This is a genomic window from Streptomyces sp. NPDC056480, assembly GCF_042795405.1.
Classification (GTDB): domain Bacteria; phylum Actinomycetota; class Actinomycetes; order Streptomycetales; family Streptomycetaceae; genus Streptomyces.
The window spans coordinates 58,830-81,438 of the sequence record NZ_JBHTSA010000010.1 but is presented as its reverse complement, the minus strand read 5'-3'; the positions used below and the strand labels follow the sequence as shown (position 1 = coordinate 81,438).

The 22,609-nt window shown below is 69.4% G+C and carries 22 protein-coding genes; 3 read left to right on the top strand and 19 right to left on the bottom strand.

The window, feature by feature from the left end; all coding sequences use genetic code 11:
* Position 1 precedes the first annotated feature (1 nt).
* From ACFQ79_RS07720 to ACFQ79_RS07710, 3 genes are all read left to right on the top strand, one after another.
* A complete protein-coding gene (locus tag ACFQ79_RS07720) occupies positions 2–1,198 on the top strand; it encodes a sensor histidine kinase (RefSeq protein ID WP_383580043.1) in 1,197 nt (398 codons plus the stop codon).
* Positions 1,195–1,848: a response regulator gene (locus ACFQ79_RS07715; protein ID WP_383580042.1), complete on the top strand. Its 654-nt coding sequence runs from the start codon at positions 1,195–1,197 to the stop codon at positions 1,846–1,848. Before ACFQ79_RS07720 ends, ACFQ79_RS07715 begins: the two co-directional genes overlap by 4 nt.
* Before the next feature lie 132 nt (positions 1,849–1,980).
* Positions 1,981–3,828, top strand: a complete 1,848-nt coding sequence (locus ACFQ79_RS07710; protein ID WP_383580041.1) for a glycosyl hydrolase family 18 protein — start codon at positions 1,981–1,983, stop codon at positions 3,826–3,828.
* Between the two features lie 64 nt (positions 3,829–3,892).
* Here the strand turns inward: ACFQ79_RS07710 and ACFQ79_RS07705 are convergent, their stop codons facing one another.
* From ACFQ79_RS07705 to rho, 19 genes are all read right to left on the bottom strand, one after another.
* The gene (locus ACFQ79_RS07705; protein WP_383580040.1) at positions 3,893–4,339 is read right to left on the bottom strand and encodes a DUF2550 domain-containing protein; all 447 of its coding nucleotides are present in this window, start codon (positions 4,337–4,339) and stop codon (positions 3,893–3,895) included.
* Between the two features lie 142 nt (positions 4,340–4,481).
* On the bottom strand, positions 4,482–4,856 hold the full coding sequence (locus ACFQ79_RS07700) for a F0F1 ATP synthase subunit epsilon (protein WP_024761909.1): 375 nt from the start codon (positions 4,854–4,856) through the stop codon (positions 4,482–4,484).
* Between the two features lie 113 nt (positions 4,857–4,969).
* Positions 4,970–6,412 carry a F0F1 ATP synthase subunit beta gene (gene atpD / locus ACFQ79_RS07695; RefSeq protein WP_030321098.1) on the bottom strand — a complete coding sequence of 481 codons (1,443 nt, stop codon included), beginning with the start codon at positions 6,410–6,412 and terminating at the stop codon, positions 4,970–4,972.
* Positions 6,412–7,329: a F0F1 ATP synthase subunit gamma gene (locus ACFQ79_RS07690; protein ID WP_266969308.1), complete on the bottom strand. Its 918-nt coding sequence runs from the start codon at positions 7,327–7,329 to the stop codon at positions 6,412–6,414. Before ACFQ79_RS07690 ends, atpD begins: the two co-directional genes overlap by 1 nt.
* Before the next feature lie 20 nt (positions 7,330–7,349).
* On the bottom strand, positions 7,350–8,948 hold the full coding sequence (gene atpA, locus ACFQ79_RS07685) for a F0F1 ATP synthase subunit alpha (protein WP_030321094.1): 1,599 nt from the start codon (positions 8,946–8,948) through the stop codon (positions 7,350–7,352).
* 146 nt (positions 8,949–9,094) lie between these two features.
* Positions 9,095–9,910, bottom strand: a complete 816-nt coding sequence (locus ACFQ79_RS07680; protein ID WP_383580039.1) for a F0F1 ATP synthase subunit delta — start codon at positions 9,908–9,910, stop codon at positions 9,095–9,097.
* On the bottom strand, positions 9,907–10,452 hold the full coding sequence (locus ACFQ79_RS07675; RefSeq protein ID WP_030321090.1) for a F0F1 ATP synthase subunit B: 546 nt from the start codon (positions 10,450–10,452) through the stop codon (positions 9,907–9,909). The genes ACFQ79_RS07680 and ACFQ79_RS07675 overlap by 4 nt, the downstream gene beginning before the upstream one ends.
* Before the next feature lie 40 nt (positions 10,453–10,492).
* Positions 10,493–10,750 (bottom strand): ATP synthase F0 subunit C, encoded by a 258-nt coding sequence (gene atpE / locus ACFQ79_RS07670; RefSeq protein ID WP_093874070.1) that lies wholly within the window; start codon positions 10,748–10,750, stop codon positions 10,493–10,495.
* A 94-nt stretch (positions 10,751–10,844) separates the two neighbouring features.
* On the bottom strand, positions 10,845–11,654 hold the full coding sequence (atpB, locus tag ACFQ79_RS07665) for a F0F1 ATP synthase subunit A (RefSeq protein ID WP_319309821.1): 810 nt from the start codon (positions 11,652–11,654) through the stop codon (positions 10,845–10,847).
* Between the two features lie 222 nt (positions 11,655–11,876).
* On the bottom strand, positions 11,877–12,290 hold the full coding sequence (locus ACFQ79_RS07660; RefSeq protein ID WP_073912432.1) for a hypothetical protein: 414 nt from the start codon (positions 12,288–12,290) through the stop codon (positions 11,877–11,879).
* Between the two features lie 262 nt (positions 12,291–12,552).
* Complete coding sequence (locus tag ACFQ79_RS07655) at positions 12,553–13,866, bottom strand: MraY family glycosyltransferase (protein ID WP_383580038.1); 1,314 nt, start codon at positions 13,864–13,866, stop codon at positions 12,553–12,555.
* A gap of 118 nt (positions 13,867–13,984) precedes the next feature.
* A complete protein-coding gene (gene glyA, locus ACFQ79_RS07650) occupies positions 13,985–15,232 on the bottom strand; it encodes a serine hydroxymethyltransferase (RefSeq protein WP_383580037.1) in 1,248 nt (415 codons plus the stop codon).
* A 130-nt stretch (positions 15,233–15,362) separates the two neighbouring features.
* Complete coding sequence (locus ACFQ79_RS07645; protein WP_383580035.1) at positions 15,363–16,010, bottom strand: protein-tyrosine-phosphatase; 648 nt, start codon at positions 16,008–16,010, stop codon at positions 15,363–15,365.
* Complete coding sequence (locus tag ACFQ79_RS07640) at positions 16,007–16,654, bottom strand: L-threonylcarbamoyladenylate synthase (RefSeq protein WP_383580034.1); 648 nt, start codon at positions 16,652–16,654, stop codon at positions 16,007–16,009. The genes ACFQ79_RS07645 and ACFQ79_RS07640 overlap by 4 nt, the downstream gene beginning before the upstream one ends.
* Before the next feature lie 49 nt (positions 16,655–16,703).
* Positions 16,704–17,549, bottom strand: coding sequence for a peptide chain release factor N(5)-glutamine methyltransferase (gene prmC / locus ACFQ79_RS07635; RefSeq protein ID WP_015036198.1), 846 nt, complete (start codon positions 17,547–17,549; stop codon positions 16,704–16,706).
* A 47-nt stretch (positions 17,550–17,596) separates the two neighbouring features.
* Entirely contained in the window at positions 17,597–18,673 is a 1,077-nt protein-coding gene (gene prfA, locus ACFQ79_RS07630) for a peptide chain release factor 1 (RefSeq protein WP_383580033.1), read from the bottom strand.
* A 96-nt stretch (positions 18,674–18,769) separates the two neighbouring features.
* Positions 18,770–18,988: a 50S ribosomal protein L31 gene (rpmE, locus tag ACFQ79_RS07625; protein ID WP_030321069.1), complete on the bottom strand. Its 219-nt coding sequence runs from the start codon at positions 18,986–18,988 to the stop codon at positions 18,770–18,772.
* 178 nt (positions 18,989–19,166) lie between these two features.
* Positions 19,167–20,264, bottom strand: a complete 1,098-nt coding sequence (locus tag ACFQ79_RS07620) for an LCP family protein (RefSeq protein WP_383580032.1) — start codon at positions 20,262–20,264, stop codon at positions 19,167–19,169.
* Between the two features lie 217 nt (positions 20,265–20,481).
* Positions 20,482–22,536, bottom strand: coding sequence for a transcription termination factor Rho (rho, locus tag ACFQ79_RS07615; protein WP_383580031.1), 2,055 nt, complete (start codon positions 22,534–22,536; stop codon positions 20,482–20,484).
* Positions 22,537–22,609 lie beyond the last annotated feature (73 nt).

The following is a 22,609-nucleotide window of genomic DNA, read 5'->3' as shown; positions in this document are numbered from 1 at the left end:
CGTGACACTCCCCCGACCGCACCGCGTCGATCTGCTCATGGCCGCCGGCGGCCTCGCCATCGGTCTGCTGATGTGGTCCTTCGGGCTGCACACCCAGACCGGCCGGCTGATCACCGCGCGCTGGGCGACGCTGATCCCGCTCTTCGTCATGGCCTCGATGGTGGCCCTGCGCCGGACGAGGCCGCTGACCGCGCTGAACGTCGGCACGGTCGCCCTCGTCGCGGACCAGTTCACCTACGGCACGCTCGTGACCGCGCTGATGTTCACGGACCTGGTCTACGCGGCCGTGGTCTACGGGACGGCCGCCGCCGCCCGGCGCCTCCCGTACCTGACCGGGCTCATCACGATCGGCCTGACGATCGGCTTCCTCGTCTGGTGGCAGAACGCGATCGCCCTGGTGGTCGGCCTGATCACCGGCATGGTCTCGTTCCTGCCCGCGTTGACCGGAGCCGTCGTGCGCAACCACCGCCAGGCCGCCGACGCCGCCCTCCTCCGCGCGGAGCAGACCGCGCTGCTCGCCGAGATGGACCGCACCCAGGCCGTCGTGGCCGAGCGGGCCCGGATGGCGCGCGAGCTGCACGACATGGTCGCGAACCACCTCTCCGCCATCGCGATCCACTCCACCGCCGCGATGTCGATCGACGAACCGGCCACCACCCGGCAGGCGCTGACCGTGATCCGGGAGAACAGCGTGGCCGGCCTCTCGGAGATGCGGCGGCTCATCGGCCTCCTCCGGGACAGCAGCGGGGACTCGGAACCGGCCGCCGCGCCCACCCTCGCCGGCCTGGACGCCCTGGTCGACCAGGCACGGGCCAACGCCCGGCCGAGCGGTCTCGTCCTCGTCCTGGAGGACAGCCGGGAGTCGACCGAGGGCCTCCCTGCGCCGGTGGAGCTGGCCGCGTACCGGATCGTGCAGGAGTCCCTGACGAACGCGCTCAAGCACGCGGCACCGGGTGAGGTCCGGGTGGTGCTCACCGGCGGACGGGCAGCCCTTACGGTCGAGGTCACGAGTCCGCGCGGGGAGCGCCCCGGCCCGACCGCACCCGGTTCCGGCGCCGGTCTGGTGGGGATGCGGGAGCGGGTGGACCTGCTCGGCGGCGCTTTCGAGGCGGGGCCGGTGACGGACCACGCCGGACGCGGGCAGTGGCAGGTCAGGGCGGAACTGCCCATGGACGTGAAGGACGAGGAGCGGGCATGACAGTGCGGGTGGTGGTCGCCGAGGACCAGTCCGCGGTACGGGCGGGCCTTGTGCTCATCCTGGGCAGCGCACCGGACATCGAGGTCGTCGGCGAGGCGGCGGACGGCGAGCGGGCGGTGGAGCTCGCCCGCGAACTGCGCCCCGATCTGGTCCTGATGGATGTGCAGATGCCCCGGATGGACGGGGTGACGGCGACCGGGATCGTCGTGTCGGAGGGGCTCGCCGATGTGCTGGTCCTGACGACCTTCGATCTCGACGCGTACGTCTTCGGGGCGCTGCGGGCGGGGGCGTCCGGCTTCCTGCTGAAGAACGCGGAGGCGCGGGAGCTGATCGAGGCGGTCCGGACGGTGGCGCGCGGCGAGGGGCTGATCGCCCCCGCGGTGACCCGGCGGCTCATCGCGGAGTTCGCGGCGACGGGCGCTCCGGCGCGGCCGGCGCCGAAGACGGACCCCTCCGTGCTCGACGTCCTGACGCCGCGGGAGCGGCAGGTCCTGTCGACGCTCGGCCAGGGCCTGTCGAACGCGGAGATCGCGGTACGGCTCGACATGGCGGAGGCGACGGTGAAGACCCACGTCAGCAAGGTGCTCGGGAAGCTGGCACTGCGCAGCAGGGTACAAGCGGCCGTCCTGGCACAGGAGTTGGGGGTCTGAGGGGACATCGTCGACGTTGGTCTGGACCTCTTGACGATTGGTCCAGACCTTCCTACGCTCGCGGGGCGCGCGCATCTTCACGGACCACCGGACCACCCCCACCCATGTCCGTCCGCAACTTGAGGAGCACCGTTGAGCACTCAAGCACCGACGCGCAGAACAGGGTTCAGACACCGGGCCGCCGCCGGTCTCACCGCCCTGATCCTGCCCCTCGCCGCCATGGTCGGCCTCGCCACCCCCGCCGAAGCGGCCACCTCGGCCACGGCCACGTACACCAAGACCCAGGACTGGGGCACCGGATTCGGTGCCAGCTGGACCGTCAAGAACACCGGCACCACCACCATCAACTCCTGGACCGTCGAGTGGGACTACCCCACCGGCACCTCCGTGACCTCCGCCTGGGACGCCACCGTCACCAGCTCCGGCACCCACTGGACCGCCAAGAACGTCGGCTGGAACGGGACCCTCGCCCCCGGCGCCTCCGTCTCCTTCGGCTACAACGGAGCCGGTCCCGGCGCCCCCAGCGGCTGTAAGATCAACGGCGCCGCCTGCGACGGCACCAGCCAGCCCGGCGACAACGCCCCCTCCGCCCCCGGCACCCCCGTCGCCTCCGACATCACCGACACCTCGGTGAAGCTCACCTGGACCGCGGCCACCGACGACAAGGGCATCAAGAACTACGACGTCAAGCGCGACGGCACCACCGTCGCCACCGTCACCGGCCTCACCTACACCAACACGGGCCTGACCGCCGGCACCGACTACAGCTACACGGTCGTCGCCCGCGACACCGTCGACCAGACCGGCCCGGACTCCGGCGCGACCCCCGTCCGCACCACCGGCGGCGGTGGCGGCCAGCCGCTCCCCAACGCCGTGAAGATGGGCTACTTCACCAACTGGGGCGTCTACGGGCGCAACTACCACGTGAAGAACATCGTGACCTCGGGCTCCGCGTCCAAGATCACCCACATCAACTACGCCTTCGGCAACGTCACCGGCGGCAAGTGCACCATCGGTGACGCCTACGCCGACTACGACAAGGCCTACACCGCCGACCAGTCCGTCGACGGCGTCGCCGACACCTGGGACCAGCCGCTGCGCGGCAACTTCAACCAGCTGCGCAAGCTGAAGAAGGCCTACCCGAACATCAAGATCCTCTGGTCCTTCGGCGGCTGGACCTGGTCCGGCGGCTTCGGCCAGGCCGTACAGAACCCGGCAGCCTTCGCGCAGTCCTGCTACGACCTGGTCGAGGACCCGCGCTGGGCCGACGTCTTCGACGGCATCGACCTGGACTGGGAGTACCCGAACGCCTGCGGTCTCTCCTGCGACACCAGCGGCGCCGCCTCCTTCAAGAACATGATGCAGGCCATGCGCGCCAAGTTCGGCCCCAGCTACCTGGTCACCGCGGCCGTCACGGCCGACGCCTCCGCCGGCGGCAAGATCGACGCCGCCGACTACGCGGGCGCCGCACCGTACATGAACTGGTTCAACGTCATGACGTACGACTTCTTCGGCGCCTGGGCGGCGCAGGGCCCGACGGCCCCGCACTCCCCGCTCACCTCGTACGCCGGCATCCCGCAGGCGGGCTTCAACTCCGCCGAGGCGATCGCCAAGTTCAAGGCGAAGGGCGTCCCCGCCAACAAGCTGCTGCTCGGCATCGGCTTCTACGGACGCGGCTGGACCGGCGTCACCCAGGCGGCCCCCGGCGGCACGGCGACCGGCCCGGCCGCGGGCACCTACGAGCAGGGCATCGAGGACTACAAGGTCCTCAAGACCTCCTGCCCGGCCACCGGCACGATCGCGGGCACGGCGTACGCCAAGTGCGGCAGCAACTGGTGGAGCTACGACACCCCCGCCACCGTGAACTCGAAGATGAGCTGGGCCAAGAACCAGGGCCTCGGCGGAGCGTTCTTCTGGGAGTTCAGCGGTGACACCGGCAACGGCGAGCTCGTCGGCGCCATCAACACCGGTCTGAACTAACCCCCCACGGGGTCACGACGAAGCGGGGGCCGGCGCAGCACGCCGACCCCCGCTTCCTCACGCATCACGCGACGTTCACCCTTTGCCCGGGAGGCGCCGCCTCCAGCCAGGCCATGAAACCCGTCCGGGCGTCCTCGCTCATCGCGAGCTCCAGGCGGACGCCCTCGTACATACAGGGCTGGATCACCATGTCGGAGAGCAGGGCGAGCTCCTCCTCGCCCTCCGGCATCCGGCGCTCCAGGGCCACGATGGACGCACGCTCCAGGGTCCGGCGCGGGCGGGGCGCGTACGAGAAGACCCGGAACCAGGCGATCTCGTCGCCGCTGTAGCGGGCGACGCCGTACACCCAGCCCTTGCCGCTCGGGTCCGGCTCGTCCGGGACGTTCCAGTGCAGCGAGCAGTCGAAGGTGCCGCCGGCGCGCTGGATCAGCCTCCGGCGCAAGCCGAAGACGAAGAGCCCGATCACCACCAGTGCGACGACCAGGCCGCACACGAGCAGAGCGAGGAACATCTTCACCGACCTCCTCGCTGCGTCCCGTAGCCGGCACCGCCGGCAGAACCGAATACAACCTGCATCTGCATCGCCTCAGCCGCGGCACGGTCTGGAAAATTCCAGCCGTGCCGCGGCTGAGGGCACTACTCTGCGCGGACCGTCAGCGGACCGCTACCGCGCGCAGCCGGACATCGGCGCGCCGCTCGGCGGCCGCGTCGGAATCCGACTTCGCACGCTCCAGCGCGCGCTCGGCGCGCTGGGCGTCGATCTCGTCCGCCAGCTCGCAGATCTCCGCGAGCAGAGACAGCTTGTCGTCGGCGAACGAGATGAATCCACCGTGGACGGCGGCGACGACAGTCGCGCCCTCACTGGTACGGATGGTCACCGGGCCCGACTCCAGCACACCGAGCAGCGGCTGGTGGCCGGGCATGACGCCGATGTCGCCGGAGGTGGTACGCGCGATGACCAGGGTGGCCTCGCCGGACCAGACACTCCGGTCCGCGGCGACCAGCTCGACGTGCAGCTCAGCAGCCAAGGGTGGCTCCTCGGGTCACCACCCGGCGGTCGTGCCGGGTGTTGGGGTCAATTCTAGTGGGCGTGGTGAGGGGGGCGGGACCGGATCCCGCCCCCCTCGGGAGAGCACGGGGCTCAGGAGACGCCGAGCTCCTTGGCGTTGGCCTTGAGGTCCTCAATGCCACCGCACATGAAGAACGCCTGCTCGGGGAAGTGGTCGTACTCACCGTCGCAGATCGCGTTGAACGCGGCGATCGACTCGTCGAGCGGAACGTCCGAACCGTCCACACCGGTGAACTGCTTCGCCGCGTGGGTGTTCTGGGACAGGAAGCGCTCGACACGCCGGGCGCGGTGGACAACGAGCTTGTCCTCCTCGCTCAGCTCGTCGATACCGAGGATCGCGATGATGTCCTGGAGGTCCTTGTACTTCTGCAGGATTCCCTTGACGCGCGTGGCGGCGTCGTAGTGGTCCTGCGCGATGTAGCGCGGGTCCAGGATCCGGGACGTGGAGTCCAGCGGGTCCACGGCCGGGTAGATGCCCTTCTCGGAGATCGGACGGGAGAGAACCGTCGTCGCGTCGAGGTGGGCGAAGGTGGTGGCCGGAGCCGGGTCGGTCAGGTCGTCCGCGGGGACGTAGATCGCCTGCATCGAGGTGATCGAGTGACCACGGGTCGAGGTGATGCGCTCCTGGAGGAGACCCATCTCGTCGGCCAGGTTCGGCTGGTAACCCACCGCGGAGGGCATACGGCCGAGCAGGGTCGACACCTCGGAACCGGCCTGGGTGAAGCGGAAGATGTTGTCGATGAAGAACAGCACGTCCTGCTTCTGCACATCGCGGAAGTACTCCGCCATGGTCAGACCGGCGAGGGCCACGCGGAGACGGGTGCCCGGGGGCTCGTCCATCTGGCCGAAGACCAGCGCGGTCTTGTCCAGAACGCCGGCCTCCTCCATCTCCACCATGAGGTCGTTGCCCTCACGGGTGCGCTCGCCGACGCCCGCGAAGACCGACACACCGTCGTGCAGCTTGGCCACACGGACGATCATTTCCTGGATCAGAACGGTCTTGCCGACACCGGCACCACCGAACAGACCGATCTTTCCACCCTTGACGTACGGGGTGAGAAGGTCGACGACCTTCAGGCCGGTCTCGAACATCTCGGTCTTGGACTCGAGCTGGTCGAAGGCCGGGGCCTTGCGGTGGATCGTCCAGCGCGGCGCGTCGGCCACGGTGGACTCGTCCGCGTTCAGCACCTGACCCAGCGTGTTGAACACGCGGCCCTTGGTGACGTCGCCGACGGGCACGGTGATGCCCGTGCCGGTGTCGGTCACCGGGGCCTGGCGGACCAGGCCGTCGGTGGGCTGCATCGAGATGGTGCGGACAACGCCGTCACCGAGGTGCTGGGCGACCTCGAGGGTCAGCGTCTTGGTCGCGCCCTCCTCGGCCGGGTCCGGAACCTGGACGTTCAGCGCGTTGTAGATCTCCGGCATCGCGTCGACGGGGAACTCCACGTCGACGACCGGGCCGATGACCCGGGCGACGCGGCCCGTGGCGGCGGCCGTCTCAACAGTGGTCGTCATTACTTGTCACTCCCCGCGGTCGCGTCGGCCAGGGCTGCGGTGCCACCGACGATCTCGCTGATTTCCTGGGTGATTTCGGCCTGGCGGGCCGCGTTGGCAAGTCGGGAGAGGTTGTTGATCAAGTCTCCCGCGTTGTCGGTCGCCGACTTCATCGCGCGTCGCGTGGCGGCGTGCTTGGAAGCAGCCGACTGGAGCAGCGCGTTGTAGATCCGGCTCTCGACGTACCGGGGCAGCAGGGCGTCGAGGACGTCCTCCGCCGACGGCTCGAAGTCGTACAGCGGACGGAGGGTGTCCTTGTCGCCCGCCTCCTTCGCCACCTCGTCGAGGCTGAGGGGCAGCAGCCGGGCCTCGACCGCCGTCTGCGTCATCATCGAGACGAACTCGGTGTAGACGATGTGGAGTTCGTCCACACCACCCTCGGCCGTGTCCTTCTCGATCGCCTCGATCAGCGGAGCCGCGATCGTCTTGGCGTCGCCGTACGACGGCTGGTCCGTGAACCCGGTCCACGTACCGGCCAGCTTCCGCTCGCGGAAGTTGTAGTGGGCGATGCCACGACGGCCGACGACGTAGACGGTGACCTCACGGCCCTCGCCCTCAAGCTTCGCCGTCAGCTTCTCCGCGGCCTTGATGGCGTTGGAGTTGAAGGCGCCGGCCAGACCGCGGTCGCTCGAGAGGAGCAGGACCGCGGCACGGATCGGGTTCTCCGCCTCGGTGGTCAGCGGGTGCTTGTCGTTCGCACCCGTGGCCACCGCCGTGACCGCGCGCGTCAGCTCGGTCGCGTACGGAGTCGACGCCTGCACCTTGCGCTGCGCCTTGACGACACGCGAGGCGGCGATCATCTCCATCGCCTTGGTGATCTTCTTCGTCGCGGTGACGGATTTGATGCGACGCTTGTAGACCCGGAGCTGCGCTCCCATGAGTCAGGTCCCTTCCGTCGTCACTTCGAGACGTTGACGGCGGCAGGAGCGTCCTCGCCCAGCAGCTTGCCGTCAGAGGTCTCGAACTGCTTCTTGAACTCCGCGATGGCGTCGCCCACGGCCTGCAGGGTGTCGTCGGACATCTTGCCGCCCTCACGGATGGAGGTCATGAGGCCCGAGTGGTTCTGGCGGAGGTACGCCAGGAGCTCGGCCTCGAAGCGGCGGATGTCGGCGACCGGAACGTCGTCCATCTTGCCGGTGGTGCCGGCCCAGACGGAGACGACCTGGTTCTCGGTGGGCATCGGCTGGTACTGAGCCTGCTTGAGCAGCTCGACCATGCGCTGTCCACGCTCCAGCTGCGCCTTGGAGGCGGCGTCCAGGTCGGAACCGAAGGCGGCGAACGCCTCGAGCTCACGGAACTGGGCCAGGTCCACACGGAGGCGACCGGAGATCTGCTTCATCGCCTTGTGCTGGGCGGAGCCACCGACACGCGAGACCGAGATACCGACGTTCAGGGCCGGACGCTGGCCGGCGTTGAACAGGTCGGACTCCAGGAAGCACTGGCCGTCGGTGATGGAGATGACGTTGGTCGGGATGAACGCCGACACGTCGTTCGCCTTGGTCTCGACGATCGGAAGACCGGTCATCGAACCGGCACCCAGCTCGTCCGAGAGCTTCGCGCAGCGCTCGAGCAGACGCGAGTGCAGGTAGAAGACGTCACCCGGGTAGGCCTCACGGCCCGGCGGGCGGCGCAGCAGCAGCGACACGGCGCGGTAGGCGTCGGCCTGCTTCGACAGGTCGTCGAAGACGATCAGGACGTGCTTGCCCTGGTACATCCAGTGCTGGCCGATGGCGGAGCCGGTGTACGGCGCCAGGTACTTGAAGCCGGCCGGGTCGGACGCCGGGGCGGCGACGATCGTCGTGTACTCGAGCGCACCGGCCTCTTCCAGGGCGCCGCGCACGGACGCGATGGTCGAGCCCTTCTGGCCGACGGCGACGTAGATGCAGCGGACCTGCTTGTTCACGTCGCCCGAGCGCCAGTTGTCGCGCTGGTTGATGATCGTGTCGACACACAGAGCGGTCTTGCCGGTCTGACGGTCACCGATGATCAGCTGACGCTGACCACGGCCGACCGGCGTCATGGCGTCGACGGCCTTGTAGCCGGTCTCCATCGGCTCGTGCACCGACTTACGGGCCATCACGCCCGGGGCCTGCAGCTCGAGGGCGCGGCGGCCCTCGGTCGCGATCTCGCCGAGACCGTCGATCGGGTTGCCGAGCGGGTCGACGACGCGACCCAGGTAACCCTCACCGACACCGACGGAGAGGACCTCGCCGGTGCGCTGCACCGACTGACCCTCCTCGATGCCACTGAACTCGCCGAGGACGATCGCACCGATCTCGCGCTCTTCGAGGTTCAGCGCGAGACCGAGGGTCCCGTCCTCGAACTTCAGCAGCTCGTTCGCCATGGCCGAGGGAAGACCCTCGACCTTCGCGATACCGTCACCGGCCAGGCTGACCGTGCCGACCTCCTCGCGCGAGGCCGCGTCCGGCTGGTACGACTGGACAAAGTTCTCCAGTGCGTCCCGGATCTCCTCCGGCCGGATCGTGAGCTCCGCCATCTGGGTTCCCTGCTCTCCTTGTTGGGCCCGAAGTTTCTTAAGGGGTCTGGGGGCCGACCCCCAGGAATCTTCTGCAATCTCTGCACGGCCCAACCGGGCCGCTGGTGATGCTGTGTAGCTGTGATGCCTTGTGCTGGTGACGGTCGTCAGCCGGCCAGTCGACGGGTCGCCTCGTCGAGGCGCTCCGCGATCGAGCCGTTGATGACCTCGTCGCCGACCTGCACCGTGATCCCGCCGAGGACCGCGGGGTCCACGTCCAGGTTCAGGTGCATCTCGCGGCCGTACAGCTTGGCGAGTACGGCTCCGAGGCGCTGCTTCTGCTGGTCCGACAGCGGCACCGCCGAGGTGACGACGGCGACCATCCGGTCCCGGCGCGCCGCGGCGAGCTTGGAGAGGGACTCGAGTCCCGCTTCCAGGCTACGTCCCCGGGGCTGGGTCACCAGACGGACGACCAGACGCTCGGTGGCGACGTTGGCCTTGCCGCCGAGCAGGCTGCGGAGCAGCTCGCCCTTGGCGGTGGCCGTGGCGGCCTTGTCCGTCAGCGCCGAGCGGAGCTCGGGGCTGGAGGACACGATCCGGCCGAAGCGGAACAGCTCGTCCTCGACTCCGTCGAGGGCGCCCGCCTTCTGCGCCGCGGTGAGGTCGGCGGTGTTCGCCAGCTCCTCGGTCGCGTCGACCAGGTCACGCGAACGCGACCAGCGGGAACGCACCATGCCGGACACCAGGTCGACGGTCTCGCCGCCCACCTGACCGCTCAGGAGTCGCTGCGCGAGCTCGGCCTTGGCCTCGCCCGACTGCGCGGGGTCGGTCAGGACCCGACGCAGCGACACCTCGCGGTCGAGCAGCGTGGTGACTGCGGCCAGCTCGTTCGCGAGCTTCGTCGCGTCGGCCGACGTGTTGTCGGTCAGCGCGTCGAGGGACTCACGTCCGGCGGCCAGTGCCTCACGGCTCGCTCCGTTCATCGGACGGCCTCCGCCTTCTCCTCGAGCTCGTCGAGGAAGCGGTCGATCGTCCGGCTCTGGCGGGCGGAGTCCTCGAGGGACTCGCCGACCAGCTTGCCGGCCAGGTCGGTGGCGAGCTTGCCCACGTCCTGACGCAGCGAGGCAGAGGCGGCCTTGCGGTCGGCCGCGATCTGCGTGTGGCCGGCCGCGATGATCTCCTCGCGCTGGCGCTGGCCTTCCGCCTTCATCTCCTGGATGATCGCGGTGCCCTGCTCCGTCGCCTCCTGGCGAAGACGCGCGGCCTCGTGGCGGGCTTCGGCGAGCTGGGCCTTGTACTGCTCCAGCACGCTCTGAGCCTCGATCTGGGCCGACTCGGCCTTCTCGATGCCACCCTCGATGGCCTCGCGACGCTGCTCCAGAACCTTGTTGATGTTCGGGAGAAGCTTCTTGGCGAGGAAACCGAAGACGATGACGAAGGCGATCAGGCCGATGACGAGCTCGTCGAGATGCGGGATCAGAGGAGGCTGGGGCTCCTCCGCCTGCGCAAGAAGCAGCGCGTTCACATCAGTGCCTTCCGTAAAAGAATCGGGCTGTCGGTCCGGCTTACTGGTAGACGAAGCCCATGACGATGCCGATGAGGGCGAGCGCCTCACAGAACGCGAAGCCCATGATCTGGTTGGTGCGGATCAGGCCGGCAGCTTCGGGCTGACGGGCGAGCGCCTGCGTACCGTTACCGAAGATGATGCCGACGCCGACGCCGGGGCCGATGGCGGCCAGGCCGTAGCCGATCGACGCGACGTTGCCGACCACGTTCTCCTTGGCGCCGGCGGCGAGGTTGACCATGTCGAGAGCAGCGGACATGCCGTTACTTCCTTCTCTTTCAATGACCCGGTGGGGGTTGGCCACCGGACGACTGTTGGATTGGGGGTGAAGCTGCGATCCGGGACGGATCGGCTCAGTGGTGCTCGGAGAGCGCGCCCTGGATGTAGCTGCAGGCCAGGAGGACGAAGACGTACGCCTGGACGGCCTGGATGAAGAGCTCGAAGGCGGTCATCACGAGGACCATCACGAACGAGGCGCCGGCGTAGACGAAGCCCAGGCCGTTCATGAGGTACCAGGTGGCCAGCGAGAACATCACGATCAGCAGGTGACCGGCGAACATGTTCGCGAACAGTCGCACCGCGTGCGTGAAGGGCCGGATCAGCAGGTTCGAGAAGAACTCGAGGACGACGACCATCGGAAGGATCGCGCCGAGCGACTTGTCGTAGCCGACGATGTTCTTCCAGCCGCCGACGAAGCCGTGCTTCTTGAACGTCAGCGAGATCCACATGACGTAGACGATCAGCGCGAGACCGGCCGGGAAGGCGATCAGCGAGGTGACCGGGAACTGGGCGAGCGGAATGATCGACCAGAGGTTCATGATCCAGACGAAGAAGAACAACGACACCATGAAGGGGACGTACTTCTCGCCGTCCTTCTTGCCGATGATCTCGTAGACGATGCCGCGGCGCACGAAGTCGTAACCGGCCTCGCCAACCATCTGCAGCTTGCCGGGGACCAGCTTGGGCTTGCGGAACGCGGCCCAGAAGAACCCGACGACCACGATGGAGCCCAGGAGGGCGAGCAGCATCGGCTTGGTGATCTCGATGCCCCCCACCGTCGCGATGGGCTCGTACATGAACGTGTGCAGGCCCGGCGCCGGGAAGCCACATCCACTGAAGATGTGGCAATCCGGGTCGAAGGCAAGCGTCTGGTCAGCACTCACCGCGGGCTCCTTCAGCGTGGCGCATAGGTACGGCAACCTCGTTGTGTCGGCGCGGCACGCAGCCGCGGGTCGGCACTGGACTGGTCTTACGGATAAGGGGGCGGCGGTTCGGCATCGAGCCTCGCGCTGGGACAGGCGTCTCGGATGCCCGCGCCCGCAGTGCCGCAGTTGGCACCGGACGATAGCAGGAAGCCGAACGCGGCTTTATCCCGGCCCTACCCTTCACGACTTCGACCCCGTGTTTCCGGGGTCGATGTACGTGATCTTGGCCTTCATGTAGGCACGGGCCTGTGCGGCGACCCACACCACGGTCGTCGCGAGCAGCGTGAAAGCGAAGGCCTTGAAGTTGAACAGCGTGGTGTTCTTGAGCAAAGCCAGGAAGATGAAGAGCACCAGCAACTGGGCCGTGTAGAGCATGAGCCCCATGGCCTGGAACAGATGCGGGAGCGACTTCGCCGTCCGCTGCAGGACGACCTGCCCGATCCCCATGAAGAGGAGCACGACCAGGGTGCCGACGACGGCGCCGAGCGCGCCCTTGCCACCGGCGACCACAGCGCTGATGACCGTGGCGATCGCGCCGACGGCTGCGGTGGGGATCACGGTGTGCAGAAGGATGCGTGCGTCGTTGGACGGCATGGCGGTGTCTCCGCTTGCTGGAGGGGGCGATGGTGTCGTCAAGGACGAGCGTAAGCCCGGTCCGAGGTGGGTCTCGGGGCCAACAGACCGTCGCACTACGGTCTTTCGGCACTGTCGCCGGGTCTCGTGAACCGTATCACAAACTATTTGAATAGGTCTTTACCCATAAGGTGTGCCAACAGTCACACATGAGAGTTACCCCGCGCGTGTGTGCGCGACAGCACGGTGCCTTGTCTGCTAATGGCCGCTTATGCGGCCTTCGTCAACTTGGCGTTCCGGCCTTCCGCCTGTCGGTGAAGCGCCCACGGTTGCCGATGGCGGTGGCGCCGTTGATCCCCGCGGGCACCGGAATCCGCTCTTCCTCGACCGTGACGGGCTCCGGAGCGGCCTCCACGACGGGAACCCTCTTGCGGCGCCGGTAACGAGGCGGTACGACCGACTCGGCCCAGCGGGGCGCGCGCGGGGTGAAGCGCGGCAGCAGGAGCAGCACCAGACCGATCGCGCTGAGCGCGACGACGCAGAGGACGATCCACATCGACGCCGAGTGGACCGAGTACGCCAGCGTCCCGAAGGCGATGAGCGCCGACCAGAAGTACATGATCAGGACCGCGCGGCTGTGCGAGTGCCCGATCTCCAGGAGCCGGTGGTGCAGGTGGCCGCGGTCGGCCGCGAACGGCGACTGGCCCTTCCACGTGCGGCGCACGATCGCGAGGATCAGGTCCGCCATGGGGATCGCGATGATCGTCAGCGGCAGCACCAGCGGGATGAAGACCGGCAGGGCGGCGTGCGTGGCCTGACGGGTCGAGCCCTCGAAGATCTTCAGCGCGTCCGGGTCGACCTGCCCCGTGATCGAGATGGCCGAGGCCGCCAGGATCAGACCGATCAGCATCGAGCCGGAGTCGCCCATGAAGATCCGCGCCGGATGCATGTTGTGCGGCAGGAAGCCCAGGCACATGCCCATGAGGATGACGGTGAAGAGCGTCGCGGGGGCGGCGGCCTCGATCGTGTAGCCGTACCAGAGGCGGTACGCGTACAGGAAGAAGGCGGCGGCGGCGATGCAGACCATGCCGGCCGCGAGACCGTCGAGACCGTCGACGAAGTTCACCGCGTTGATGGTGAGGACGACCAGGGCGACGGTCAGGAGCGTGCCCTGCCACGAGGTCAGCGAGACGACGCCGACACCCGGGATCGGCAGCCACAGGATCGTCAGGCCCTGCGCCACCATGACGCCCGCCGAGATCATCTGCGCGCCCAGCTTGATCAGGGCGTCCAGCTCGAACTTGTCGTCCAGGACGCCGATCAGCCAGATCAGGGCGGCACCGGAGAGCAGCGCGCGCGGCTCGTTGGAGAGCTCGAAGACGCTGTTCAGGTTCTGCAGGTGGTCGGCGACGAGGAGTCCCGCGCACAGCCCGAAGAACATGGCGATGCCACCGAGCCGCGGAGTCGGTTCTCGGTGTACGTCTCGGGCACGGATCTCCGGCATCGCCCCGGTCGCGATGGCGAACTTCCGCACCGGACCGGTGAGCAGATAGGTCACCGCGGCCGTGACACAGAGCGTCAGCAGGTAATCACGCACGGGCTGCCCCACAGGTTTCGCTGGCCATCTCAGCCCCACACCCTAGCCGTGCCGTCCATGTGCTTGGAGACACCTGGCCCCCCCGAACGGTTGCACAGCGACTTTCCGTGACCTCCGCTCAGCCTCCGTACGGGGGAAATCGCCCGGTCAGCCCCCGTACCTCCGCCCGTACCCGGGCCGTCTCCGCGGGATCGTCACGCAGAGCCGCGGTGAACAACACGGCGATCCGCGCCATCTCCGGGGCGCCCATGCCCTGAGTGGTGACGGCGGCGGTGCCCAGCCGGATCCCGCGCCCCTCCCCGTACGGAAGCGCACAGGTGTCGAGGACCATGCCGGCGGCGGCGAGCCGGGCGCGTGCGGTGCGGCCGTCGACGCCGAGCGGGGAGGGGTCGGCGGTGATGAGGTGGGTGTCGGTGCCGCCGGTCGTCAGCGCGAAGCCCTCGGCGGCGAGCGCGGCCGCGAGCACGCGCGCGTGCTCGACCACCTGATGGGCGTACGCGGTGAACGCCGGGGTGGACGCCTCGCCGAAGGCCACCGCCTTCGCCGCGATGGTGTGCATCTGGGCGCCGCCCTGGGTGAACGGGAAGACGGCCCGGTCGATCCGCCCCGCGAGCTCCTCCCCGCAGAGGACCATCCCGCCGCGCGGCCCGCGCAGCACCTTGTGGGTGGTCGCGCAGACGACGTCGGCGTACGGCACGGGGCTGGGGGCCGCTCCCCCGGCGACCAGGCCGATGGGATGGGCGGCGTCGGCGATGAGATAGGCGCCGACCTCGTCGGCGATCTCACGGAAGAGCGCGTAGTCGAGGTGCCGGGGGTACGCGATGGAGCCGCACACGATCGCCTTGGGGCGGTGGTGGCGGGCGAGCGCGGCGACCTGCTCGTAGTCGACGAGCCCGGTCTCGGCGTCGACGCCGTACGGGACGAAGTCGAACCAGCGCCCCGAGAAGTTGGCCGGCGAACCGTGCGTGAGGTGCCCGCCGTGGTCCAGGCCCATGGCGAGCACCGTGTCACCGGGCCTCAGAAGGGCCGCGTACGCCGCCAGGACGGCCGAGGAGCCCGAGTGCGCCTGGACGTTCGCATGGTCGGCTCCGAAGAGCGCGGTGGCCCGTTCCACGGCGATCCGCTCGGCGGCGTCGGCGTACTCGCAGCCGCCGTGATGGCGGGCGCCGGGATACCCCTCGGCGTACTTGTTGGCGAGCGGGGAACCGAGGGCGGCGAGAACGGCGGGCGAGGTGAAGTTCTCGGCGGCGATCAACTGCAGGCTGTCGGCCTGCCGCCGCGCCTCACCGAGCAGCACGTCGGCGATCTCCGGGTCCTGCCGGCGCAGGACGTCAAGAGCCTCATCGGGGGGAGCGGTGACCGACATGTCACCAATGTAGGCACGCACTCCCCCGCGCGCCCGGTGAACGACGGGCAGACACCACACGAACCCCGTTCGCGCGCCACGCCACCCGCCGGTACGCCCGCCCCCACGCCGGGCCACGCCACCGGCGACGTCAGTCGCGCGCCCGCACGCCCGTCAGCGCCGTCACCACCGGATCCAGCGCCTGGTTGATCTCGTCGCCGATCGAACGGAAGAAGGTGATGGGCGCTCCGTACGGGTCGTTGACCTCGTCCGCGTCCACCGAGGGGGCGAGGAGCCACCCGCGTAGAGCCGCTGCCGCGCGGACCAGGGCACGCGCGCGTTCCACCATGCCCTCGTCGTGGGCGTCCGGGAGCGTCGCCGGGTCGATCGCCCGGACCAGGCGGGTGAACTCCTTCAGGGTGAAGGTGCGCAGGCCCGCCGAGTGGCCCATCGAGATGACCTGGGCGCGGTGGTCGCGGGTCGCCGTCAGGACCAGGTCCGCGCGGATGACGTGCTCGTCGAGGAGCTCGCGCCCCACGAAGCCGCTGTAGTCCGCGCCGAAGTCGGCGAGGACCAGTTCCGCGTTGGCCTCCATCGGGGCGCCCTCGTGGCCCCAGGTGCCCGCGCTCTCCACGATCAGGCCGCCGCCGAGAGGGTCGCCGAGGCGGTCGCTCAGGGCATGCCGGGTCAGCCGCTCGGTGATCGGCGAGCGGCAGACGTTGCCGGTGCTGACGTGGAGGATGCGGAAGGTGTTGCTGTCGTCGAACCCCGCTATGCCACGCCCCTCAGGGGCGGTCAATTCGCCACCTCGAGGTCGGGTACGACCTTCCGGAGCTCCTCCGGGGAGAGCGCGCCCTCGCGCAGCAGCACCGGCACCTTGCCCGTGACGTCGACGATGGAGGACGGGACGATGCCGGGCGTCGGACCGCCGTCCAGGTAGACGGAGACGGAGTCGCCGAGCATCTGCTGCGCCGCGTCGCAGTCCTCGGGGGACGGGTGTCCCGTGAGGTTCGCCGACGAGACGGCCATCGGGCCGACCTCGGTGAGCAGCTCGATGGCGACGGGGTGCAGCGGCATGCGGATCGCGACGGTGCCCCGGGTGTCGCCCAGGTCCCACTGGAGGGACGGCTGGTGCTTGGCGACGAGGGTGAGGGCGCCGGGCCAGAAGGCGTCGACGAGCTCCCACGCCTGCTCGGAGAAGTCCGTGACCAGGCCGTGGAGGGTGTTCGGGGAGCCGATGAGCACGGGCGTGGGCATGTTGCGGCCCCGGCCCTTGGCGGCGAGCAGGTCCGCCACGGCCTCGCTGCTGAAGGCGTCCGCCCCGATCCCGTACACGGTGTCGGTGGGCAGGACGACCAGCTCGCCCCGGCGGACGGCGGACGCGGCCTCGCGCAGACCGGTCAGACGGTCGGTCGCCTCGTTGCAGTCGTATCGCCGTGCCATCAGTTCCCGGCCTCCTCGTACGCGTGGTTCGTCATGGCGGTCATGCCGGTCACGGCATGGCCTTGCGGGCGGTCGCGAAGCGCGGCCGGTTGTTCAGGTCCGGGTGGTCGGCGGCGTCGGCCCAGCCGGCCTCTTCGTTGAAGATCCACGGCACCTGCCCGCCCTGGGTGTCCGCGTGCTCGATGACGACGAGGCCGCCGGGACGGAGCAGTCGGTGGGCGGTGCGCTCGATGCCGCGGATGGTGTCGAGGCCGTCCTCGCCGGAGAAGAGGGCCATCTCCGGGTCGTGGTCACGGGCCTCGGGTGCCACGTACTCCCACTCGGTGAGCGGGATGTACGGCGGGTTGGAGATGACCAGGTCGACCTGGCCGTCCAGCTCGGGCAGCGCGCTGAGCGCGTCGCCCTGGTGGACGGTGACGCGGGAGCCCTCGGCGTTCTTGCGCGTCCACACGAGCGCGTCGTCGGAGAGCTCCACCGCGTGCACGCGCGAGCGCGGCACCTCCTGGGCCATCGCGAGGGCGATGGCGCCGGAGCCGGTGCAGAGGTCGACGATGAGGGGTTCGACGACGTCCATCGCGCGGACGGCGTCTATGGCCCAGCCGACGACCGACTCGGTCTCCGGGCGCGGCACGAAGACCCCGGGCCCGACCTGGAGCTCCAGGTACCGGAAGAACGCCCGCCCGGTGATGTGCTGGAGCGGTTCGCGGGCCTCGCGGCGGGCGACCGTCTCCCAGTAGCGGGCGTCGAAGTCCGCGTCCTTGACGTTGTGCAGCTCCCCCCGCTTGACGCCGTGCACGAACGCGGCGAGCTCCTCCGCGTCGAAACGCGGTGAGGGAACGCCGGCGTCGGCCAGCCGCTGGGTGGCCTGGGCCACCTCGGCAAGCAGCAGGTTCACGCTGGTCCTCCGTGGTGCGGGGGTGGGGCTTACGGAACTGACGCCACTTACGCCGCGGCGAGCTTGGCAGCCGAGTCGGCGTCGACGCACGCCTGGATCATCGCGTCCAGGTCGCCGTCGAGCACCTGGTCGAGGTTGTACGCCTTGAAGCCGACGCGGTGGTCCGAGATCCGGTTCTCCGGGAAGTTGTACGTACGGATCTTCTCGGACCGGTCGACGGTGCGGACCTGGCTGCGACGGGCGTCGGCGGCCTTGGACTCGGCCTCCTCCTGCGCGGCGGCGAGCAGCCGGGAGCGCAGGATGCGCATGGCCTGCTCCTTGTTCTGGAGCTGGCTCTTCTCGTTCTGGCAGGAGGCGACGATGCCGGTCGGCAGGTGGGTGATGCGGACGGCGGAGTCGGTGGTGTTGACCGACTGGCCGCCGGGGCCCGACGAGCGGTAGACGTCGATGCGCAGGTCGTTGGCGTGGACCTCGACCTCGACCTCCTCGGCCTCGGGCGTGACGAGGACGCCGGCGGCGGAGGTGTGGATACGGCCGGCGGACTCGGTCGCGGGCACGCGCTGCACGCGGTGCACCCCGCCCTCGTACTTCAGCCGCGCCCAGACGCCCTGGCCGGGCTCGGTGGCGCCGTTGCCGCCCTTGGTCTTCACGGCGACCTGGACGTCCTTGTAGCCGCCCAGCTCGGACTCGGTGGCGTCGATGATCTCGGTCTTCCAGCCGACGCGCTCGGCGTACCGGAGGTACATGCGGAGCAGGTCGCCGGCGAAGAGGGCGGACTCGTCGCCGCCCGCGCCCGCCTTGATCTCCAGGATGACGTCCTTGTCGTCGCTCGGGTCGCGCGGGACGAGGAGCAGACGGAGCTTCTCGGTGAGCTCCTCCCGGTCCTTCTCCAGCTGCTTGACCTCGGCGGCGAAGTCGGGATCGTCGTGTGCCAGCTCGCGGGCGGTCTCGATGTCGTCACCGGTCTGCTTCCAGGCCCGGTAGGTGCCGACGATCGGGGTCAGCTCGGCGTAGCGCTTGTTCAGCTTGCGCGCGTTCGCCTGGTCGGCGTGGACCGAAGGGTCTGCGAGCTTCGTCTCGAGGCCGGCATGCTCGCCGACCAGTTCCTCGACCGCCTCGAACATCGGGGGCTCCTGGGTTTTTCGTCAGTTGCTACGGGACGGCAAAGCGCCGGTCCCGGCCACCCGCGCGGGGCGACCGTGGACCGGCGCAGGGGCTCGCTACTTGGCGGAGCCGGCCTTGCCGAAGCGGGCCTCGAAGCGGGCGACGCGGCCGCCGGTGTCGAGGATCTTCTGCTTGCCCGTGTAGAACGGGTGGCACTCGGAGCAGACCTCGGCACGGATGGTGCCCTCGGTCAGGGTGCTCCGGGTGGTGAACGACGCGCCACAGGTGCAGCTGACCTGGGTCTCGACGTACTCGGGGTGAATCTCGCGCTTCAAGGTGTCTCCTAGTTTCGGGAGGGCTCCGGGTCGCTTCCGCGGGTCGCGGCAAACGTGAACCGGGGCCGACGTACCAGTCTGCCAGGACCGGCCGCATCTCCCCAAACCGGGGTGGCGGCGAAAGTATTCCTGAACTGCCCCGGCCGGCGGTTCGCCGTGCCCCACGGCGCCCCGGGCGCTACTTCACGATGCCGTCGGCCTGGCCGGTGGCCGTGTCCTTCGTCGCCGAGGCGGGGATCGGCAGGTCCTTCTTCAGGGCCGTCCAGACCTGCCGCGACTGGGCTTCCAGGGGCACGACGCGGTTGGGGTCCCGGGGGTCGTACTCGACGGGCAGGGTGACCATGTGGACGTTCTGGGCGCCGATTCCGGTGAGGCTCTTGGCGAAGCCCATCAGCTCCTGGACCGAGTCGAGTTCGGAGTCGGGGGTGATGGCCTTGGTGGCGGCGTCGGCGAGGTCGAGGAGCTTCTTCGGGTTGGTGAGGACGCCGACGTCCTTGACCTGGTTCATGAAGGCCTTCATGAAGGCCTGCTGGAGCTGGATGCGGCCGAGGTCGCTGCCGTCGCCGACGCTCTTGCGGGTCCGGACGAGGCCGAGGGACTGCTCGCCGTCGAGGGTGTGGGTGCCCGGCGCGAGGTCGAGGTGGCTCTTGGTGTCCTTGATGGCGGTGGTGGTGGTGATCTCCACTCCGCCGAGCTTGTCGATGAGCTTCTTGAAGCCGGTGAAGTCGACCTCGATGTAGTGGTCCATGCGGATGCCGGACATCGACTCGACGGTCTTGACGGCGCAGGCGGGGCCGCCGACCTCGTACGCCGTGTTGAACATGGCCCGCCGCTCGGCGGGGACGGCGGCGCCCTGCGCGTCGGCGCACTTCGGCCGGTCGATGAGGGTGTCGCGGGGGATGGAGACCACGCTGGCCTTCTTGTGGCCCTCGTAGACGTGGACGACCATCGCGGTGTCGGAGCGGGCGCCGCCCTCGTCCTTGCCGTACGCGCCGTTGTCGCCGGAGCGCGAGTCGGAGCCGAGGACGAGGATGTCCATGGAGCCGTTGTCGACGTCGTCGGGGCGGTCGGTGCCCAGCTGTGCGTTGATGTCGACGGTCTCGAGGTTGCCGTCGAGCTTGAAGTAGACGTATCCGAGGCCCGTGCCGCCGAGGACGAGTACGGCGAGGGCGCCCGAGACCAGCACGGCCGCCTTGCGGCTGCGCCTGGCGGGCTGCTTGCGCCGGCGGCCGCTTCCCGCGCCGCCTATTCGGCCGCTCTTGCTCTGCTCGGTCATCGCCATCCCTCGGGCCCTAGGTTCACCATATGTGACGGTGAAGCACCCGAAAGGGTTGCATACGGGCCTGTGAGGTTTCGGTGAGCGCGGGCCGGTACAGCACTGCGCCCACCGTGCGGGAGCACGGTGGGCGCAGTGGTTCACGCAGGTCACGACAGGGTTACGAGACCGAGGCCACGTCCTTGTCGTACGGCCGGCGCATGACGCAGGTCACACGTCAGTCGTCGTTCTTGCCGCCAGGCGTCGTCTTCTGGATCTGGAGCAGGAACTCGCCGTTCGACTTCGTCTGCTTCATCTTGTCGAGCAGCAGCTCGATCGCCTGCTGCTGGTCGAGCGCGTGCAGCACGCGACGCAGCTTCCAGGTGACGGCGAGCTCGTCGCTGCCGAGCAGGATCTCTTCCTTACGCGTACCCGAGGCGTCGACGTCGACGGCCGGGAAGATGCGCTTGTCGGCGAGCTTCCGGTCGAGCTTGAGCTCCATGTTGCCGGTGCCCTTGAACTCCTCGAAGATCACCTCGTCCATGCGCGAGCCGGTGTCGACCAGCGCGGTGGCCAGGATGGTCAGCGAGCCGCCGTCCTCGATGTTGCGCGCCGCACCGAAGAAGCGCTTCGGCGGGTAGAGCGCGGTCGAGTCGACACCACCGGACAGGATGCGGCCGGAGGCCGGCGCCGCGAGGTTGTACGCGCGGCCCAGGCGGGTGATCGAGTCGAGCAGGACGACCACGTCGTGACCCAGCTCCACGAGACGCTTGGCGCGCTCGATGGCCAGCTCGGCGACGGTGGTGTGGTCCTCGGCCGGACGGTCGAAGGTCGAGGAGATGACCTCGCCCTTGACCGACCGCTGCATGTCGGTGACCTCTTCCGGACGCTCGTCGACCAGGACGACCATCAGGTGGCACTCGGGGTTGTTGTGCGTGATCGCGTTGGCGATCGCCTGCATGATCATGGTCTTGCCGGTCTTCGGCGGGGCCACGATCAGACCGCGCTGGCCCTTGCCGATCGGCGACACGAGGTCGATGATCCGCGTGGTCAGCACGCCCGGGTCGGTCTCCAGACGGAGCCGGTCCTGCGGGTAGAGCGGGGTCAGCTTGTTGAACTCGGGGCGGCCGCGGCCGGAGTCGGCGGCCATGCCGTTCGCCGAGTCCAGGCGGACCAGCGCGTTGAACTTCTCGCGGCGCTCGCCCTCCTTCGGCTGACGCACGGCACCGGTGACGTGGTCACCCTTGCGCAGGCCGTTCTTGCGGACCTGGGCGAGGGAGACGTACACGTCGTTCGGACCGGGCAGGTAGCCGGAGGTCCGGATGAACGCGTAGTTGTCGAGGATGTCGAGGATGCCCGCGACGGGGATCAGGACGTCGTCGTCGGCGACCTGCGGCTCGCCGGCCTGGAAGTCGTCACGGCCACGACGCCCACGGCGGTCGCGGTAGCGGCCGCGACGCCCGCGGCGACCGCCGGCCTCGTCGTCGTAGTCGTCCTGCGGGCCGGCCTGCTGGCCGCCCTGCTGACCCTGGCCCTGGCCCTGGACCTGCTGGCCCTGACCCTGGCCCTGGCCGCCCTGGCGCTGGCGCTGGCCGCCCTGGCCACCGCCCTGCTGCTCGTCGCCCTTGCCGCGGTCGCGCTGACGGTCACGGCGGTCGCGGCGCTCGCCACGCTCCCCGCGCTCGCCGCGGTCACGACGGCCACGGCCCTCGGCGCCGTCGACGGCGGCCTCGGCCTTGGCGTCGGTGCCCGCGTCGGCCTTGGCCTCGGTACGGGTCTCGGTCTTGACGACCTGCGCGGTCTCGGCCTTGGCCTCGCCCTCCGGCGAACCGGCGGGGGCGGTGGCACGGCGACGACGACGCTCGCCCGCGGGCTGGTCGTCGGAGGCCGGCTGACCCGGGATGTCGATCTGCTGCTGGGCGACGGCCTTCTCGGCCTTCTCCGCCTTGGGCTCGGAGGCCTCGGCGGCGGTCTCAGCCGTACGGGTCTTGGCGGTGGTGCGGCGCTTCGGCTTGGTCTCGGCGGCGTCGGCGGCCTTGGCGGGGGCGGCGGAGCCGCCACCGGCCTGCGCCTCCTTGATGACCTCGATCAGCTGGCTCTTGCGCATCCGCGCGGTGCCCCTGATGCCGAGGCCGGACGCGACCTGCTGCAGCTCGGCCAGAACCATGCCCTCGAGGCCGGTGCCGGAGCGGCGGCGCCGTGCGGTGCCGCCTGTGGCAGCACCTGCGGCGGGCGCGGCGGCGTCGACACTGCTGTCGGCAGTCACGCCCATCAGATCGGTGGTGTCGCTCACGAAGGGTCCTTCCCTGGAGCGGACGTCGGCCATCTGGCTCGGCGACCGGTTGTGCTGTCCGGCAGCGGTCCCG